This window comes from Streptomyces sp. 1114.5, from assembly GCF_003635085.1.
Taxonomy (GTDB): Bacteria; Actinomycetota; Actinomycetes; order Streptomycetales; family Streptomycetaceae; genus Kitasatospora.
The window spans coordinates 3809445-3827894 of the sequence record NZ_RBXE01000001.1; the positions used below are offsets into that span (position 1 = coordinate 3809445).

The 18450-nt window shown below is 73.9% G+C and carries 11 protein-coding genes; 10 read left to right on the forward strand and 1 reads right to left on the reverse strand.

Annotated elements, in window-relative coordinates:
* Positions 1-18: 18 nt before the first annotated feature.
* Positions 19-870: an SCO6745 family protein gene (locus BX285_RS17150; protein WP_121175578.1), complete on the reverse strand. Its 852-nt coding sequence runs from the start codon at positions 868-870 to the stop codon at positions 19-21.
* Between the two features lie 330 nt (positions 871-1200).
* Here BX285_RS17150 and rpe point away from each other — a divergent pair, with 330 nt between their 5' ends.
* The 10 genes from rpe to BX285_RS17205 all read left to right on the forward strand — a co-directional run bounded on the left by rpe (position 1201) and on the right by BX285_RS17205 (position 18424).
* Positions 1201-1884, forward strand: a complete 684-nt coding sequence (gene rpe / locus BX285_RS17155; protein ID WP_097238777.1) for a ribulose-phosphate 3-epimerase — start codon at positions 1201-1203, stop codon at positions 1882-1884.
* A gap of 147 nt (positions 1885-2031) precedes the next feature.
* On the forward strand, positions 2032-2991 hold the full coding sequence (locus BX285_RS17160; RefSeq protein WP_121175579.1) for a pirin family protein: 960 nt from the start codon (positions 2032-2034) through the stop codon (positions 2989-2991).
* Between the two features lie 134 nt (positions 2992-3125).
* Positions 3126-5000 carry a DUF4357 domain-containing protein gene (locus tag BX285_RS17165; RefSeq protein ID WP_121177587.1) on the forward strand — a complete coding sequence of 625 codons (1875 nt, stop codon included), beginning with the start codon at positions 3126-3128 and terminating at the stop codon, positions 4998-5000.
* On the forward strand, positions 4997-6202 hold the full coding sequence (locus BX285_RS17170; protein WP_121175580.1) for an McrC family protein: 1206 nt from the start codon (positions 4997-4999) through the stop codon (positions 6200-6202). Before BX285_RS17165 ends, BX285_RS17170 begins: the two co-directional genes overlap by 4 nt.
* A gap of 750 nt (positions 6203-6952) precedes the next feature.
* On the forward strand, positions 6953-7720 hold the full coding sequence (locus tag BX285_RS17180) for a TauD/TfdA family dioxygenase (RefSeq protein ID WP_097238780.1): 768 nt from the start codon (positions 6953-6955) through the stop codon (positions 7718-7720).
* Between the two features lie 14 nt (positions 7721-7734).
* Positions 7735-9096: an asparagine synthase-related protein gene (locus tag BX285_RS17185; protein WP_121175582.1), complete on the forward strand. Its 1362-nt coding sequence runs from the start codon at positions 7735-7737 to the stop codon at positions 9094-9096.
* 17 nt (positions 9097-9113) lie between these two features.
* On the forward strand, positions 9114-9896 hold the full coding sequence (locus tag BX285_RS37330; protein ID WP_179852927.1) for an enoyl-CoA hydratase/isomerase family protein: 783 nt from the start codon (positions 9114-9116) through the stop codon (positions 9894-9896).
* Entirely contained in the window at positions 9893-11398 is a 1506-nt protein-coding gene (locus BX285_RS17195) for a class I adenylate-forming enzyme family protein (protein WP_097238782.1), read from the forward strand. Before BX285_RS37330 ends, BX285_RS17195 begins: the two co-directional genes overlap by 4 nt.
* On the forward strand, positions 11395-14496 hold the full coding sequence (locus tag BX285_RS17200; protein ID WP_121175583.1) for an AMP-binding protein: 3102 nt from the start codon (positions 11395-11397) through the stop codon (positions 14494-14496). Before BX285_RS17195 ends, BX285_RS17200 begins: the two co-directional genes overlap by 4 nt.
* A gap of 37 nt (positions 14497-14533) precedes the next feature.
* A complete protein-coding gene (locus BX285_RS17205) occupies positions 14534-18424 on the forward strand; it encodes a non-ribosomal peptide synthetase (RefSeq protein ID WP_147465176.1) in 3891 nt (1296 codons plus the stop codon).
* Positions 18425-18450: the final 26 nt, after the last annotated feature.

Here is an 18450-nt window from a genome sequence, read left to right on the forward strand (position 1 = left end):
GGACTTCGGGGCTGCCGGTCAGATCTTGTCCGGCAGCCCCATCGGGTTGACCGGCAGTGCGCCGCGACAGAGCGCCGATATCGGCTTCAACGCCGCGGCCAGCAGGTCGAGTTCGGCGCGCGGGTAGTCCTCCCAGACCCGGGCGGCGGCCAGGTCGGTGGCCGCCTCCAGGCCCTGGTGACGGATCCGGCCGAGCTCGGTGACCGCGCCCTGCGCCGTCAGCCAGCCGCGCTCCACCAGCCGCCCCGTGGCGGCCTCCCACTCGGCGTCCGTCCACCCGCGCAGCGGCTGCAGCATCTCCCGCCGCATGTCCATCGCGCACCGGACCACCAGTGCCTCGCAGCCGTCCAGCCCGGCCGCCACCAGGGCGGCGACATGGCCGTCCCCACGGTGCTCCCGCATCACGGTGGCGGCCTGCCAGAGCCGTTCGTACAGGCCGGCCGGCCGGGGGAGCGCGGCGTTGGCAGCGGCCAGCACCCGGCCCGCGCAGTCCAGCCGCGCCGCGGCCTGCTCCAGGGTCTGCGTGACCTGCTCGACCTGCTCCTGGTCCACGTGCTCCAGCAGCCGGGCCAGCGTCGCCGCCGCGCCCTTCAGCCGGGCGGTCAGCACCTCCTCCGGGCCGGCGTGCGTCCACGCCTCCGGCAGTACGCGCTCGACCAGCGACGGGGCGAAGTTGAAGAAGGCGGCGATCACCGGCGGAGCGTCCACCGCGCCCAGCGGCGCCGAGCGCCCGGCGAAGTAGCCGCGCCAGGCGCCGTGCAGCCCGGCCGCCTCGTAGGCCTCGCGGGTCTCGGGCTGGAAGCCGGAGACGGCGTGCACCGGCTCGAAGAGCCACCACAGGGCGCGGGCGGGGTGGACGAGATCGGTCATCGGCAGACCTTCCTCGGACGGAGCTCCCCGACGGAGCGGGGGCTCGGCTGGACGGGCACGGCCCGACGGGCGCCGGGACGGCCCGGGTCGCGGACCGTGCGGGGCGGGTGCGAGGACCGCTCAAGTGCTGATGACCACGGCGGGGGGCCCGGTAACCCCGGGCGGGGTGTGATGACGGTCACGCGCGGACCCGGGCGGGCGGGGGTCGGCGGGGCGCGGCGGTGGCGGGCCGGGCCGGGGGTGGGGCGGTCGGCGCTTGCGCGGCGCGAGATGATGGGACGAGGTGCCCGATCCCGGGGCGCCCCAGCCCTCATGTGAAGGTAGTCGGTCATGGCCCAGATCAACCCCAGCATCCTGTCCGCGGACTTCGCCCGGCTCGCCGACGAGGCCGAGGCCGTCCGGGGTTCCGACTGGCTGCACGTGGACGTCATGGACAACCACTTCGTGCCCAACCTGACCCTGGGTGTCCCGATCGTCGAGTCGCTGGCCCGCGCCACCGACATCCCCCTCGACTGCCACCTGATGATCGAGGACCCGGACCGCTGGGCCCCCCAGTATGTCGAGGCCGGCGCCGGCTCCGTCACCTTCCACGTCGAGGCCGCCGCCGCGCCCGTCCGGCTCGCCCGCGAGATCCGCGCCAAGGGCGCCCGGGCCTCGATGGCGCTCAAGCCGGGCACGCCGATCGAGCCCTACGAGGACCTGCTGCCCGAGCTCGACATGGTGCTGATCATGACCGTCGAACCCGGCTTCGGCGGCCAGGCGTTCCTGGACATCATGCTGCCGAAGATCCGCCGCACCCGGGAGCTGATCGCCAAGCACGACCTGGAGCTCTGGCTCCAGGTGGACGGCGGCGTGGCTGCCAGTACCGTCGAGCGCTGCGCCGAGGCGGGCGCGGACGTCTTCGTGGCCGGCTCGGCCGTGTACGGGGCGCAGGACCCGGCGGCGGCCGTCCGCAACCTGCGGGAGCTCGCCGACAAGGCCTCGGCGGACGCCTGGTGGGCCTGCGAGCACTGAGGCCGGCTCCCGGCTCCCCGTCTCCTCGGCGCGGCAGGACCGCCGGACGGCCGGGCGTGGGTGGAGGAACCGCCGATCGTGGCGCATGATCGGTGACGGACCCCTTCACTCCCCGCCCGGCCCTCCTCGTACGGTGGTGGAACCGCGATGAGCAACCTCGACCTCAAGCCCACCCCGACCGTCTGCGGCCGCGAGGCCGGCGGCGGCCCGGTGCGAGATCTGCTGACGCCACGTCACGTCCCGCTCGGCGAAAGCACGGTGGTCCGCCGACTGCTCCCCAACCTGGGCCGCCGAATGGTCGGCGCCTGGTGCTTCGTCGACCACTACGGCCCGGACGACATCGCCGACGAACCCGGCATGCAGGTCCCGCCGCACCCGCACATGGGCCTGCAGACGGTCAGCTGGCTGCACGAGGGCGAGGTGCTGCACCGCGACAGCCTCGGCAGCCTGCAGACCGTCCGGCCGTACGAACTGGGCCTGATGACCTCCGGCCGGGCGATCTCCCACTCCGAGGAGTCCCCGCGCCCGCACGCCCGCTACCTGCACGGCGCCCAGCTCTGGGTCGCCCTCCCGAACGCCCACCGGCACACCGAACCCCGCTTCGAGCACCACCCCGACCTGCCCGTGGTCACCGCCGGCGGCCTGCGCGCCACCGTCATCCTCGGCACCCTCGACACCGCCACCTCCCCCGGCACCACCCACACCCCTCTCGTCGGCGCCGACCTCGCCCTCACCGAGGGCGCCGACCTGCGGCTCCCGCTCGTCCCCGACTTCGAGTACGCCGTCCTCGCCATGTCCGGCCGGGTCGACGTCGACGGCGTCCCCGTCGAGCCCGGCACCATGCTCTACCTCGGCTGCGGCCGCCCCCACCTCCCGCTCCGCGCCCACACCGACGCGGCCGTCCTGCTGCTCGGCGGCGAGCCCTTCGAGGAGAAGATCCTCATGTGGTGGAACTTCATCGGGCGCACCACCGAGGACATCGCCCGGGCCCGCGCTGACTGGACGGCCGGCACCCGCTTCGGCGAGGTGCACGGCTACGACGGGGCCCGACTGCCTGCTCCGGACCTCCCCGCACTACCCCTGAAGCCGCGCGGCCGGGAACGCTGACCCGCCGTCCGCCCGCCGACCGCCGCGCACTCCCCGTGCGGGTGTCCTCGGACCTCGTGATCCGCCTGCCTTCTTGTCAGTGGTAGGGCCTATGGTGCTACGGGATCTCTGAGGACGAGGGGCGGGAGTTGTCCGTGCAGGACGAGTACCAGGAGTTTCGGCTGCGGTTGCCCAACGGCGGGCCGGTGGCGCGGGGGCGGCTGTTGCCGGAGAAGGGCAGTAACGGGAGTCAGAAGTTCCTGGTGTACGCGGGGGCGCCGGCTCGGGGGAGCGTGGTGCCGTCCTTCTCGGTGCGGAACGCGTCCTCGCATCGGCTCCGGACGCAGCTGATCGAGGACGGGAGGCTGCGGCCCTCCGAGCGCTGGCCCGGGCACCTCGAACTGGTCGCGGACGTGGAGTGCGGCTCGCCGTCCGCCGCCGCCGAGATCCTGATGGGCCGTGCGGCCAACGGGTGGTCGCGGTGGCGGACGGAGGACGACGACCGGCCGTTGTCGGAGTTCATGCCGGGCGTCTGGATGGGCCCGAACCGGGCCTGGCTGGTCCGCGGCTCCAACGTCTCGGGCCTCGACCTCGTCCAGGGGCTGTGGCTTCCCGAGGGGCTGGTCACGCTGGCCGCGTCCCGGCTGCGGCAGGGCGTCGAGAAGGGCGAGAGCAAGGAGAGGCTGCGCGCGTTCGTGCAGGAGGACTACGAGTCTACGGCCACGTACAGCCAGAAGCAGGACCTGGTCGAGGAGTTGCACGCCTTCCTGTCCCGGATCAAGCCCGGTGACACCGTGTGCACCCTGTCCGGCGGCCGGCTCCACGTGGGCGAGGTGACCGGGCCGGTGGAGCAGACGGCGTCGGAGGACGGGCGGTCCAACCTGCGACGGCCGGTGGAGTGGCAGAGCGAGGGGTACCCGTACTCCCAGCTGCCCGAGGAGCTTCAACAGAGGCTCTCGGTGCAGCACGACGTCGTGGACCTCACCTCCGTACAGGCCCTGGTCAAGGGCCTCGGGGTGAGCGACCAGGAGCTGGCGGAGGAGGCCGAGGCCACCGAGCGTGACCCGAGTGCGGAGATCCTCATCGCCCGGCGGGAGTTGGAGCTGCCCGAGCCGACCCCCGAGCTCGCCCGGGACCTGCTCGTCCACGACGTGGCATGGCTCCGGGAGGTCCGCGACCTCCTCTGGGACGAGCGCCAGCTGGTCCTCTACGGCCCTCCGGGGACCGGCAAGACGTACCTCGCGCAGAAGCTCGCGGAGTTCCTGGGCGGCGGGCCCGAGCAGGTCAAGCTCGTCCAGTTCCACCCCTCCTACGCCTACGAGGACTTCTTCGAGGGCTTCCGCCCCAAGGAGGACCCGGAGACCCGCGAGGTCGCCTTCCGCCTCACCGCCGGCCCGCTGCGCGAACTCGCCGACCTCGCCTCCCGCGAGGGCAACCGGCACGTGCCGCACTTCCTGATCATCGACGAGATCAACCGGGCCAACCTGGCGAAGGTCTTCGGCGAGCTGTACTTCCTCCTGGAGTACCGCAACAAGGCCGTCCGGCTCACCTACTCCGGCGACGACTTCGCCCTCCCGCCGAACCTGTTCGTCATCGGCACCATGAACACCGCCGACCGCTCCATCGCCCTGGTCGACGCGGCGATGCGGCGCCGGTTCGCGTTCGTCGAACTGTCGCCGCGCACCGAGCCGACCAGCGGCCTGCTGCGGCGCTGGCTCGCGGCACAGGAGCGCGACGGCGAACCGGCCGACCTGCTGGCCGCGCTCAACGCCCGGATCGACGACGCGGACTTCCGGATCGGGCCCTCGTACCTGATGAAGCCGGGTGTCTACCGCGAGGGCGGCCTGGAGCGCACCTGGCGGACCAAGATCCTTCCCCTGCTGGAGGAGCACCACTACGGCGAGGGCGTCGACATCGAGAAGCGGTACGGCCTCGAAGCGCTGCAGGCCGACGTGGCCGCGAAGCGCTCCAGGTTCGCCGTGCAGCCGGGCGACATCCGGTGGGACGGCCAGTCCCCGGCCGAGTCGTGACCGTCGTCCACCTGACCGAGCACGCCCCGGCGGTCTCCGTTCCCCTCCCGGACGCCGCCGGCCGCGCCGTCGCCGCCTCCCGCATCCTCGACACCGCCGCCCCCGATCCGTACCGGACGGGCCACTGGACGCTGCGGGCCGGCAGCAAGGTCGGCGCGGTGAGCCTGCCGGTGCCGGGCGGCGACCCGGTCACCGTGCGGATCACTCCCAAGGTGCCGATCGCCCGCCTGTTCTTCCTCATCGGGTACAGCCTCGACCCGCGCGGCTGGCGGGACGGCGACGTCGAGGCCGGTGACCACGACGAACTCCTGCCGGCCCTCGCCCACGCCGTGGAGCGCCAGGTGGACCGGGCGCTGCGCCAGGGCCTCCTGCAGGGATACACCGCGGTCGAGGAGTCCGCGCTCGTGGTCCGGGGCCGGATCCGTGAAGCCGAGCAGATACGCCGCAGGTTCGGCGCCGCTCTGCCCGTGGAGATCGCGTACGACGAGTTCACCACCGACATCGCGGAGAACCGCATCCTGCGGGCCGCGGTCGAACGCCTGCTCCGCCTGCCGGGCGTACCCCAGGACGTGCGCCGCCGCCTGCTGCACCAGCGGGTACGCCTCGCGGACGTCACCCCGTTGGTGCGCGGCCAGGAGCTCCCGGAATGGCACGCCACCCGGCTCAACTCCCGCTACCAGCACGCCCTCCAGCTGGCCGGTGTGGTCCTCGACGGATCGTCACCCGGGCACGTGGCCGGTGAACTGCGCATCGACGGCTTCCTGTTCGACATGAACAAGCTCTTCGAGGACTTCGTGACGGTCGCCCTGCGCGAGGCGTTCCGGGGCACGGACCGCACCTGCCGGTTCCAGGATCCGCACCACCTCGACGAGGCGGGCGGGATCCGGATGAAGCCCGACTTCGTCCTGTACGGCCCGGACGGCGAACCGCAGGCGGTGGCCGACGCCAAGTACAAGGCCGAGAAGTCCGGCGGCTACCCCGACGACGACCTCTACCAGATGCTGGCCTACTGCACCGCCCTCCACCTGCGGGAAGGGCACCTGATCTACGCCAAGGGCAACGCCCCGCACGCCGCCCACCGGGTGCGGCACGCCGGCATCGTCCTCCACCAGCACGCGCTGGACCTCGGCCGCGGGCCGGCCGACCTGCTCGGTGAAATCCGCTCCTTGGCCCGGCAGATGACTGCGGGCGGGACGGTGTGACCACGGTCGGGCTGCTGCGGATGAGGGCGCTGCAGTTCCTGCACGCGGAGAGCGCGGTGTTCCTCGATGCCGCCCGCCGGCTGCTCCGGCAGGCCGGGGAGGACGAGCGGCGGGCCCTGGAGGCGGTCTGCGCGGCGGTGACCCGGCCGGGTCCGCGGGCTGTGTCAAGTGCGCTGCCGGATGCGTCACTTCGACTGTGCCACGGCCGAGGTGATGGCACGTCATGTCGTGCATGAGTTCCTTGACGGTATGCGATCGGGGCGCTTACGGTGGTGATCGATCCTGCCGAGCGCGGTCGCCCGGCGGGAGAGAGAGCACCCCAGGTATGAAGGGTCGGGTCAACTCCCCGACCGCGGCGGGGCATTGCCCGTCAGGGGTATTCGAGGATCCGTGGGGACAACGGGGCGCTTTTCACGGATCTTGGTTGACGGTTCATCATCAATGACCACGGGGGGAATCATGGGACGAGCGTCGGTGTCGTGTCCGGGCGTACGGTTCGGGTCGTCGTCCGGGAGAACTCCCAGGTCCTAGGCCTCTGGGCCTCGGCTGCCGCCTCCGCCGCCGCTCCTGCTCGCGCCGTGTGAACTCCGGTGCGGCCAGGCCGTGTTGCCCTGCCCCCGGCGGTACTGCCGGTTCATCTGTCCATTCGTTCGTTCACTCACTCGCTCACGGATCGCCGCTCCGGTGTCAGGGACGTCCACCGGGTCGGTGCGCCGCGCATGCGTTGCTTCGGATCGCTTAGGAGTGGAAATGGCCAACTCGCTCGACATGCGGGACATCGCCCGCAACGCGCTCTGTCCCGCCGGACAGCACCAGGACTTCCGGAAGAAGTTGGACGAGTACGGGTTCGTCGTCCTCCAGCCGGGCGGCGCCGACGACCGCAGCCTCGACGACATCATGTGCGAGCTGGGCGAACCCGTGGAGTACGGCTTCGGCCCCAAGCTCGACCTCCAGCCGAAGGAGGGCTCCGACAACCTGCAGTTCACCACCCGCGCGATGCCGCTGCACACCGACGGCAACTTCAACGCCGGGCCGGCCGTCCGGTACATCGGCATGTACTGCGAGACGGCGCCCGCGGTCGGCGGCGAGACGCTGATCGCCAGCAACGACGCCTTCTTCGCCCAGGCTCCGGCCGATCTGCTGGCGGACATGCAGGGCGTCACCATCGAGTACCGCAACCGGATCGCCGGCTACTACCGCGACCGGGCCGATGGCGACCACCCCCGGGTGGCCCCGATCCAGGACGACCCGGTCACCGGCAAGAAGCGGCTGGTCATCGGCCTCACCGACCCCGAGGACCCGATGCGCACGCATGACGCGGCGATCGTGGGCCGCAGCGCCGAGGAGAGCGCCGACCTGCTCGACCGGATCAAGACCGTCCTGCACCAGCCGAGCGTGCTCTACGCGCACAAGTGGCAGGTCGGGGAGGTGATCGTCCAGGACAACCTGCAGGTCGTCCACGGTCGTGCCGCCTTCCCCGACCAGCCGCGCAAGCTGGTCCGGCTGTCGGTCGCCTGAGCGGCGACGGCACGATGAACACGTTTCCCTCGCTCCTTCTGGACGTCCGCAGCGAGCGCGCGGGCCTGGTGATCCGGCTCGACGGTGCCGGTCAACTCCCCGACACCGGCCGACTCGTGGTCGAGGAGTTCGGCCGCGGGCAGGCACTGCCCTCCGGCGGCGTGGACGACTGCAACACCGTCGAGTGGACCGGTGAGCAGGTCACCGTCCGCACCAGCCGGCAGAACCCCACGATCCTGCGCCACTGGCAGCAGCCGGGCACCGGCCGCGTCCTGATCGGCACCGACCTGGCCGAGCTCACCGCGCGCGCCATCGCCCTGCAGGGCGCCCGACCCGACCGCGTCGCGCAGATCCGCGCCGTCCGCGCCTCGATCCGCGCGATCGGCGGCGGCCGCACCGTCGTCCTGTCCCGCTCCGCGAACGGCGGCCCGACGGCCATCACCGAGACGGTGTCGCAGAGTTGGCAGGCCGCCGTGATCACCGGCGAGAGCGCCGTCGAGGCCGGCGCCCGGCAGATCGAGACCCTGCGCCGGGAGATCGCCGCCTCCGGCACGCCCGGGCCGGTGACCGCCATCGTCTCCGGCGGCGTGGACTCCGGGCTCGTCGCGGCGCTGGCCCAGCAGGCCGGGATCCTCGACCACCTGGCCACCCTGGGCACCCCGTGGGGCGACGAGTACGCCGCCGCCGACGAGCTCGGCGCCCACCTGGGCCTGCCCGTGCGCCATCTGGCGCTCTCCGAGGAGGACATCCTCCGGGCGATCCCGGAGACCGTCCGGATGCTCGGCGTCCCCAACCGGGAGATGGTCGCCGGCGGGGTCAACCTCGTCGCGGTCTACCGCCAGGGCGGCATCCCCGCCGGCACCGTACTGACCGGCGTCGGCGCCGACTTCATCAACTCCGGGCTGCGGACCGAAGCCGGCACCGTGCCCGACCTGCAGCGCGCCGTCGCCCAGTGCCTGGCCGACGCGGCCGCGGCCGGCGAGCTGTCCGGCGCGGCGGCCGCGGCGTACGGCTACACGCTGCGCCACATGTACTGGAACACGCCCGTCATCCAGGCCGCCCTGGACACCGATCCGCTGGTCATGCGCCACCGCGACCGGGAGAAGGGCCACATGCGGGTCGCCGCGGAGGCGCTGCTGCCGCCGCAGATCGCCTGGCGGCCCAAGCAGGCCCTGCACCACGGCAGCGGCGTCCAGGCCAACCTGGACGGCGCGGTGGCCCGGCTGATCGGCCGGGCCGAGGTCGACGTGGAGCGCTTCTACGAGCTCGTCGCCACCGAACAGGCCGGCGCGCTCGTCGACTCACCGCACGAGCCGATCGACTCGGACAAGTGCCTGGAGGCGGCAGTGGCCGCCTACGTCCGCGAGTACCACTGAGAACGGGGGAGAACGTCGTGGGATTGATCGACATCGAGGACGTCGAAGGAGTCCGGGTCCTGACCCTGGCCCACGAGAAGCCGACGAATCCGTTCGGCAAGGAGATGGCCGAGGCCTTCATGGCCGCCGTCCGCGAGGCGGACGGGGACGACACCGTGGGCGCGATCGTCGTCCACGGCGGCCACGACCGCAGCTTCAGTGCCGGCGGGAACTTCAACGAGGCCCTGCAGCTGGGGACGGACGACGCCGTCAACGAGACCATCGACTGGTGCACCGACCTCTACCTGTCGGTCCTGGACACCCACAAGCCGACGATCGCGGCGATCGACCGCTACGCCGTCGGCCTGGGCTTCCAACTGGCCATGATGTTCGACTGGAAGATCATGTCCACCCGGGCGAACCTGCTGATGCCGGAGCTGGAGCACGGCATCGGGGCCTCCATGGCCGCCACCATCCTCTCCACCAGCACCGGGTACGACATCGCCCGGCACGTCATCATGGGCTGCCGCCCGATCCCCGCCGACACCGCCCTGCGCTGGGGCATGGCCGACGAGGCCTGCGAGCCGGAGTTCCTGCTCGACCGGGCCCTCCAACGGGCCCGGCGGATGGCGCGCTACCCCGAGGTCGCCTTCTCGGCCACCAAGCACGTGCTCACCGGCCGGATGCGGGCCGCCCTGGAACAGAGCCGCGAGGACTCCAAGGCCGTGCACCGCCGGACCTTCGCGGCGAAGGCGATGCACGGGCACTTCCACAACGTGCTGGGCACGGAGGCCAAGAACGGGGCGAGTGCCGCCTCATGACGCTGTATCAGGAACTGCTCGGCGTCGCCCGGCGCCGGCCCGGGGCGACGGCCGTGGTGTCCTACGACGGCACCGAGGTCTCCTACGGACGCCTCGTGGAGCACGCCGACGCCATCGCCGAGCAGCTGGACGCCGACGGGCTCGGCTACGACCGGCTCGCCGCCGGCCGGCTCGGCTCCGTCCTCGGCCTGGCACTGGACGACCCGGTGACCTTCGTCGCCGCCTACTTCGCCGCCGCCAAGGCGGAGTCGGTCATCGTGCTGCTGGACGGCCGGGCGGCACCCGAGGAGACGGCCCGCCTCGCGGCCAAGTTCGACCTGGACGCGGTGCTGCGCGACGGCCCCGACGGCATCGGCTCCGTCACGGCGGAGCCGACCGCCCCGGGCCGCGACACGGACCCCACGGCGCGGCTGCCGCACGCCTACCTGCCCGCCGACTTCGTCGTGCACTGCACCTCGGGCTCGACCGGCGAGCCCAAGGGCATCGTGATGAGCCAGGCGGCCGTCCTGGAGCGGGTCCGCTCCTGGGCCGGCAAGGGCGCCCTGGGGCCCTCGGACGTGGTGCTGTGCGCGCTGCCGCTCTGGCACGGCCACGGCATCGACGTGCTGACGCTGCCCAGCCTGCTCAGCGGGGCCAAGGTCGTCTTCACCCGCGGCTCGCACCTGACCGGCCGCGGCCTGGCCCGCGCCATCGCCGACCACGAGGTCACCCTCGTCAGCGGCCTGCCGGTGATGTACCAGATGCTGGTCGCCGCCGACGGGGTCGACCCGGCGATGCTGCGCTCGCTGCGGCTCGCCCTCACCGGCAGCGCCCCCATCGCCGCCGACACCCAGGCGCGCTTCGGCGAGCGCTTCGGCCTGCCGCTGCGCCAGGGCTACGGGCTGGGCGAGATCGGCACCATCACCTACGACGCCGACAACGCGGGACCGGGCACGATCGGGCTGCCGCTGCCGGGGATCGAGTGGCAGCTGGAGCCGGTCGACGGCAGCGGCGGCCTCGACGGTTCCGACGGCTCCGACGGCGAGGAGCAGGTCTGCGAACTCCTGGTGCGTGGACCGGCCATGGCCCGCGGGTACTACCGCGACCCGGTGGCGGAGTCGGCGATGTTCGTGGACGGCTGGCTGCGCACCCACGACCTCGTGGTGGCACGGCCGGAGGGCTGGTACATCCGCGGGCGCAAGTCCACCTTCATCAACGTCACCGGCAACAAGGTCGCGCCGATCGAGGTCGAGACGGCCCTGCGCAGGTGCGAGGGCGTCATCGACTGCGGGGTCGTCGGGCTGCCCGACGGGGAGGGCGGCGAACAGGTCGCCGCGCTGGTCGTGGCCGAGCCCGGGTGCGACCCGGAGTCGGTCCGCCGGCAGGCCGGCGCGCACCTGCTCCCGTACCAGCTGCCCCAGCGGTACGGCTTCGCGGCCGCGCTGCCGCGGACCCCGGTCGGGAAGACCGACTACGCGGCGGTCAAGCGCGCCCTCCAGGAGGAAGGGGTGCTCACGGTATGACCACCGTGGAAGCCGCGGGCCTGCGATGTCCGGCCCCCGGCAGCGAACGGGCGGCGCGGACCGCCGTGCAGTGGTGCGGCCGGTCGATGACGTACGGGCAGCTGGAGGCCGCCGTCGCCGCCCTGGCCGAGCGGCTGGCGGCAGCGGGCGCGGCGGGCGCGAGCGTCCTGGTCATGGGCCCGCTGTCGCCCGCCTACCTGGTCGGGCTGCAGGCCGCCTGGCGGGCCGGCGCGGTGCCCGTCCCGGTGGACGCCGGACTGACCGCGCAGCAGTACGGCTGGCTCGAACAGCGCACCTGCCCCGCCGCCGTGGTCAGCCACGACGCCACCCCGGCCGACCAGTACCGGGGGGCGAGCGGGGGAGTGACCGAGCTCGTCCTCGACTCCGCCACCGGGGCCGTCCTCCTCGAAACCGCCCCGCCCACCGAACGGCCGGCCCGGCCGACCCGGCGGTTCCCGGACCCGGACGCCGGCTACGTCATCCCCACCTCCGGTTCGACCGGCGAACCCAAGGCCATCGTCGGCAGCCGGCACGGCCTGGACCTCTTCCTCGACTGGTTCCGCGAGGAGTTCGCGCTCACCGACACGGACCGCTGCGCCGCCGTCACCCGGGTCAACTTCGACCCCTCGCTGCGGGAGCTGTTCGGCGTCCTCGGCGCGGGCGGCGTGCTGTCGCTGCCGCCCGTCGACGCCCAGCTCGACCTGCCGGCGCTCGCCGACCACCTGGTCGACAGCGACCCGACGGTGGCCTTCCTGGTGCCGTCCATCGCGACCCGGCTGGCCGAGGAACCGCGGCTCGGGCCGGCCGCACTGCCCCGGCTGCGGCTGCTCTTCTTCGCCGGCGAGGTCCTGGGCCGGCGGGTGGTGGAGCAGTGGGCCGCCATCGCGCCCGGCGCCGAGATCGTCAACCTGTACGGCCAGACCGAGGCCACGCTCGCCCAGCTGTACCGGCGCGACGTCCAGGACCTCGACCACGGCGACGCGCGGTCGATCCCCGTCGGGGTGCCGCGCCCCGGCGTCCGGGTGGACCTGCGCGACCCCGACGACACCGGGGTCGGCGAAGTGCTCCTCACCTCACCGGCGCCCGCGCTCGGCCTGCTGGGCGCCGCCACCGGCGACCGGCACGAGCTGACGCCGTTCCCCGTCCCGCTGCCCACCGGCGACCTCGGCCGCCGGAGCGAGGACGGCGCCCTGGTGATCGTCGGCCGGGCCGGCAACGACCTCAAGTTCGGCGGCCGCAGGGTCTCCTTCCAGCCGCTGATCGACGACATCGAGGCGCTGCCCGGCGTGCGGCAGTGCGTGGTCGTCGACCACGGGGGCCCGCAGCTCTTCGTCACCACCGTGCCGGGCGCGGCACCCGCCGAGGACCTGCTGGCCGCTACCGTCCACGGGCTCGGCCGCGGCCGGCGGCTGCCGCGGTTCACCCTGCGGCTGCGGGCGGACCTGCCGATGCTGCGCAGCGGCAAGATCGACCGGCGGGCCCTGCTGGCCTCCCTGGACCGGCTCGCCGCCGGGCCGGCCGAGGAGACCGCCGCGGCCGAGGGGCACGAGGTCGAGCAGCACCTGCACGCCCTGCTGGGCACCGACGAGGGCACCCTCAGCCTGGTCGACGCCGGGGTCTCCTCGCTGGACATGCTGGCGGCGGTGTCGAGTGTCCACCGGGTCTACGGGGTGCGCCTGACCGTCGCGGAGTCCTTCGGGCTGCGCGACGTTCCCGCGCTGGCCCGCGAGATCGACCGCCGCCGGCGGCCGCGCGGCGGCGCCGTCGGCACCGACCGGGTCTCCCTCCCGGCCGCGACAGCGGCGGCGCCCGAGCGCTACCCGCTGTCCTCCCGTCAACTGGCCTACATGTGGGTCTGCATGGCGGGCGGCAACGCGAACTGGTGCAACATCTCCCGAGAGATCCCCCTCCCGCACCGGCCCTCCGAGTCGGAGCTCGGCGAGGCGATCGGGCGGCTGCTCGCCCGGCACGACGCGCTGGGGCTGGCGCTCGCCCCCGGCTGGCAGGAGCAGACCTGGACGGCGCCGGAGGAACTGTCCTGCGCCGTCAGCGTCGTGGACACCGACGCCGCGACGGACACCCCGGCCTTCCGCGACTGCGTGCAGGCCACTCGGACCGCGCTGGTCGCCGAGCCGATCGACCCCGAGGCCGCGCCCGCGATCCGGGCGGCGCTCGTCCGGGGGAGCACCGGCAGTTCGGTCGTCCTGGTGGCGCACCACCTGTTCGTGGACGGGCTGGGGCTGGACGTGCTGGCCGGCGAGCTGCGGGCCGCGCTGTCCGGCGGGCCGGAGGTCGGCAGCCTCGACGGTGGCGAGGACTCCGGTGTGGACTCCGGTGGGGACCGGGACGGCGGCGGCTACCGGGCGTTCTGCCTGGCGACGGCCCGGGAGACCGAGCCGGGCCCGGCGGCCGCGTACTGGCGCAGCCTGCTGGCCGGCGCCACCCAGGTCGAGCTGCCCGAGGCCACCGGCCCCGGAACGGAACAGGGCGAACTGCTCTCCCTCCCGCTGGGCGCCGTGTGCACCCGCCGGATCCACACGATCGCGCAGGAGTCGGGCGTCTCCGCCTTCACCGTCGCGCTGGCCGCCTTCGAGCGGGCCGTCGCCGACACCTTCGGCCTCGACCGCCCCGCCGTCATCGTGGTGAGCCAGAACCGCGGCGACAGCGACGCCGCCGTGGTCGGCAACTTCACCACCAGCCTGATCGTGCGCGGACCGGGCGCGGCCTCGCTGCGGGAGAACATCGGCGCCATGGCGAGCCAGCTCGCCGACGGGACGCGGTACGGCGACTGGGAGTTCGACCAGCGCATCGCCGACCCGGGACTGGCCGCGACGAGCCGCTTCCCGCTGTCCACGGTCCTGTTCAACCAGCGGCCGATGCCGCGGGACCTGCGGGCCCGCGACCTGGGGGCGTGGAGCCCGCGGGCACTCGGCCGTGCACTGCGCTACCAGCTGCAGGGGGAACTTCAGATGTCCGGGCCCGAGATGGTCATGACGTACTACTACCGCAAGGGGATCTCCGGCGCCGACGAGATCGGGCGGGTGCACCGCGCACTGCTGCGGGCGATCCGCTCCGGCGAGGAGGCGACCGGTGCCTGAACACGCCGTGCCTGAACACGCCGTGCCGGAAAACGCCGTGTCCGAACACGCCGAGCTGCCGGCCGGGACGGCGGCGGCGGACCACGGGCTCGGCCCGCTCCAGCGCGCCTACCTGGTCGGCGACCAGGACGGGCTCGAACTGCGCGGCCCGGCCCGGTACTACCTCGCCTGCGAGCTGCCGGTGTCCGCCGTGGACTCCCTCCAGCAGCGCCTGGACCGGCTGGTGCGGGAGAACCCGATCCTGCGCACCCGGGTCGGGGCCGACCTGACTCGGACGCCGGTCACCGAGGAGCCCGTCGTCCCGGTCACCGTGCTGGACGCGACGGAGGACGCCTTCGACACCGTCGACGGCGCGGTCCGGGACGAATTCCGCTCGGACACCCTGGAGTTCGACGCCTGGCCCCAGCTGAAGGTCACCGCGGTGCGCTCCGGAGGGCGGGCCCGGCTCCACCTCGTCTACGCGCTGTGGCTGATGGACGCCGCCTCCCTCGCCCGCTTCCTGCGGGCGCTGGCCGGCGAAGGCATCGACGGCGAGCCGGCCGACTCCGTACCGTCCGACTCCGTACCGGCCGACGCCGAGGCCGGAGCCGCCCAGCCGGTCGGCCGGCGGCGGCGGGAGCGGGACGAACGGTACTGGCGCGCCGTGGCGCCGACGCTGCCGGAGACCGTCGAGGCACCGCTGCGCCCCGACTGGCGGCACGTCGGCCGGGCCGTGACCCACCGGATGCTGCACCTCGACCGCCCCACCGCCGAGGCCGTCACCCGGCGGGCCCAGCAGCACGGCCTGACCGTGCCGATGGTGCTCCTCACGGTGTACGGGGCGCTGCTCGGCAGCGTCGGCGGCGGCCGGCCGCACACCGTCACCCTGGTGCGCTCCCAGCAGGACCCGGCCGCGGGCGACGGGCGGCTCGGCAACCACGGAACCCCCCTCCCGGTGGCGGTACCGGCGCTGGAGGGACGCGACTTCGTCTCGCTCGCACGGGAGGTGCAGGGCCGCGTCCTGGAGCAGTCGCTGCACTCCTCGCTCAGCGGCCCCGAGATCGCCCGGCTGGCCGACCCGGCCGGCGACCGGCGTCGGCTGCTGTACCCGTTCGCGTTCACCGCGACCGAACTGGACACGCCGGGCGAGGCCGCGCTCGGCCTGCAACGGGACTGGGACACCCTGCAACTGCGGGTGCCGCAGGTCCTGGTGGACCACCAGGTCGGCGTGGACCGGGACGGCACCATCCGGCTCGGCTTCGACTGGCGCACCGACGCCTTCGACGAGGGCTTCCTCGACGACTTCGTGGACCAGTACGCCCGGGCCGTCGAGCGGCTGGCGGCCGACGGGGCCGACTGGACCGTCCCGGAGGAGCCCGCCCTCCCGGCGGCCGTCCGCCCCGAGCGCCCCCGCCCCGCTCTGCACCGCGACGCGACGCTGCAGCAGCGCGTGCTGGCGACCATCGACCGGACCCCCGACGCGCCGGCCGTCCGGGACGCCGACGGCGTGCTGACCTACGCCGAACTGGCCGACGCCGCCGCCGAGGTGGCGCAGCGGCTGACGGCCGCGGGCGCCGTCGTCGGCGACCACGTCGCGATCCACCTGCCGCGCGGCCGCGGCCAGGTGGTGGGGATCCTCGGCGCCCTGCTCGCCGGCTGCGTGTACGTCCCGCTGGACTGGAGCCTGCCCCCGGGCCGGCTCGACCGGATCACCCGCCAGGCCCGGCTGCGCTTCGCCGTGACCGCCGGCGAACCGAAGACCGCCGGCGAACCGAAGACCGCCGACGAACCGAAGACCGCCGGCGAACGGAAGACCGCCGAGGGCTGGCAGCAGCGCGGCGTCGAGCCGATCGCCGTGCCCACCCAGGCGGAGGCCGCGGCCCGCGGCGGGCGCCGGCTGCCGGAGCGCGGTGCGCCGGACGTCGCCTACGTGATCTTCACCTCCGGCTCGACCGGGGAGCCGAAGGGCGTGGTCATCCGCCACCACGCGGTGCTGAACACCGTCGACGCCGTCAACGACCTGGTCAAGCTCGGGCCGTCCGACAGCGTGCTCTCGGTGTCCTCGATCGGCTTCGACCTGTCGGTGTGGGACGTCTTCGGTCCGCTGCTCGTCGGCGGCGCGGTGGTCATGCTGCCGGAGGACACCGCGCGCACCCCGTCGGCCTGGACCAGGACCGTCACGGAGCACGCGGTGACGGTCTGGAACTCGGCCCCGGCGCTGGCCGCCCTGCTCGCCGAGGAGGGCGCCGCACTGCCGTCGATCCGCTCCTACCTGCTGAGCGGCGACTGGATCCCGCTGAACCTCCCCGCCGGGCTGGAGCGGCTGTCCCCCGGGGCGGAGGTGACCAGCCTGGGCGGTGCGACCGAGGGCTCGATCTGGTCGATCCACCACCGGATCACGCCCGCCGACTGCACCGGCCGGTCGATCCCGTACGGGAAGCCGCTGGCCGGCCAGGACATCCTGGTGCTGGACCCCCGGCGCGGGGTCTGCCCGGACTGGCACATCGGCGAGATCCACATCGCGGGCGACGGCGTCGCCGACGGGTACCTGAACGACCCGGAGCGCACCGCGGAGGCCTTCCTCGACGACCCGCAGCACGGGTGGATCTACCGCACCGGCGACCGCGGCCGCCGCGGCCCGGACGGCGTGGTGGAGTTCCTCGGCCGGGCCGACACCCAGGTCAAGGTCAACGGCTACCGGGTCGAGCTGGGCGAGATCGAGGCGCAGCTCAACGCCATGGAACACGTGGGCCGCAGCGCCGTCTGCGTCCCGCCGGACGGCGGCGGCGTGCTCGCCTACGTCACGCTCGCCGCCGACGCCCCCGCCGACTGGCGCGAGCGCAGCCTCGCCGCGCTGCGCGACCAACTGCCGTCCTACATGGTGCCGTTCGCACTCGTCGACCTGGACGAGATCCCGCTGACCGCCAACGGCAAGGTCGACCACCGCCGGCTGCGCTCCGCGGCCCCGCCGCCCGCCGCGCCGGCCGCGGCCGCCGCGCCGCTCGACCGGGGCCCGCACGCCCAGGAGGTGGCGGCCTGCTGGACCGAACTGCTGGGCCGCCCGCCCGGCACGGAGGGGTTCTTCGAGTCCGGCGGCTCCTCGCTCGACGCGATCCGGCTGCTGTCGATGCTGCGCGGCAGGTTCGGGTACGACATCGCCTTCGGGCGCTTCCTCGCCGACCCGACGGTGACCGGACTGGCGCGGCTGTGCCGGACCGGGCGCGGCTCGGCGAGCGAGGCGGTGTGGAGCTTCACCCCGCGCCCGGTGGCCGAGCCGCGCGGCCGGGTGCTCGTCTTCCCGCCGGTCGGCGGGGGCGTCGCCTGCTACGCCGGACTGGTCCGCAGCCTGCCGGGCGACCTCGACGTCCACCTGCTCGGCTTCGACCGGCCCTTCGATCCCGACGCGGCCCCGACGCTGGCGGCGGCCGCCCAGCAGTGCCTGCGGCACCTGGAGGCCCGGATCGAGGACCCGGAGGTGCCGTGCGTGTTGGTCGGCTGGTCCTTCGGCGGTGCGCTCGCCGCCGAGGCCGCGCGGGCCTCCTCGTACCCGGTCACCCGGGTCGTCGTGCTCGACACCCCGGTGTCGGCGGCGGCGCGCCGCTGCGCGGACTCGGACCCGGCGATGGTGGCCGAGTTCGTGGAGGACATCCGGCGGGCGGGCGGCGTGGTGGCGTCGGAAGGCGACGTGGCCGGCGACCCGGCGCTGCACCGCAGGTTCGAGGTGTACCGGCAGAACATGCTGCTGCTGCGCGACTGGCAGCCGGGCCGGGTGCCGGTCCCGCTCGTCCAGTTCCGGGCCGCCGAACGGCCGGCCGAGCCGGACCCGCAGGCCTGGCGGGAGTGGGCGCCGACGGTGCGCACCGTCGCGCTGACGGGCGGGCACTTCGACGTGTTCGAGCCGGAGAACGTACGGCGGGTCCAGGACGAGATCGAAGGCGGATGGCAGTGACGGCAGTGAACGAAGCGAACGAAGCG

Coding starts and splice junctions, on each gene's coding strand:
- BX285_RS17185 (WP_121175582.1), top strand. CDS start 7,735: ATGAACACGTTTCCCTCGCTCCTTCTGGACGTCCGCAGCGAGCGCGCG.
- BX285_RS17200 (WP_121175583.1), top strand. CDS start 11,395: ATGACCACCGTGGAAGCCGCGGGCCTGCGATGTCCGGCCCCCGGCAGC.
- BX285_RS17150 (WP_121175578.1), bottom strand. CDS start 870: ATGACCGATCTCGTCCACCCCGCCCGCGCCCTGTGGTGGCTCTTCGAG.
- BX285_RS17160 (WP_121175579.1), top strand. CDS start 2,032: ATGAGCAACCTCGACCTCAAGCCCACCCCGACCGTCTGCGGCCGCGAG.
- rpe (WP_097238777.1), top strand. CDS start 1,201: ATGGCCCAGATCAACCCCAGCATCCTGTCCGCGGACTTCGCCCGGCTC.
- BX285_RS17180 (WP_097238780.1), top strand. CDS start 6,953: ATGGCCAACTCGCTCGACATGCGGGACATCGCCCGCAACGCGCTCTGT.
- BX285_RS17195 (WP_097238782.1), top strand. CDS start 9,893: ATGACGCTGTATCAGGAACTGCTCGGCGTCGCCCGGCGCCGGCCCGGG.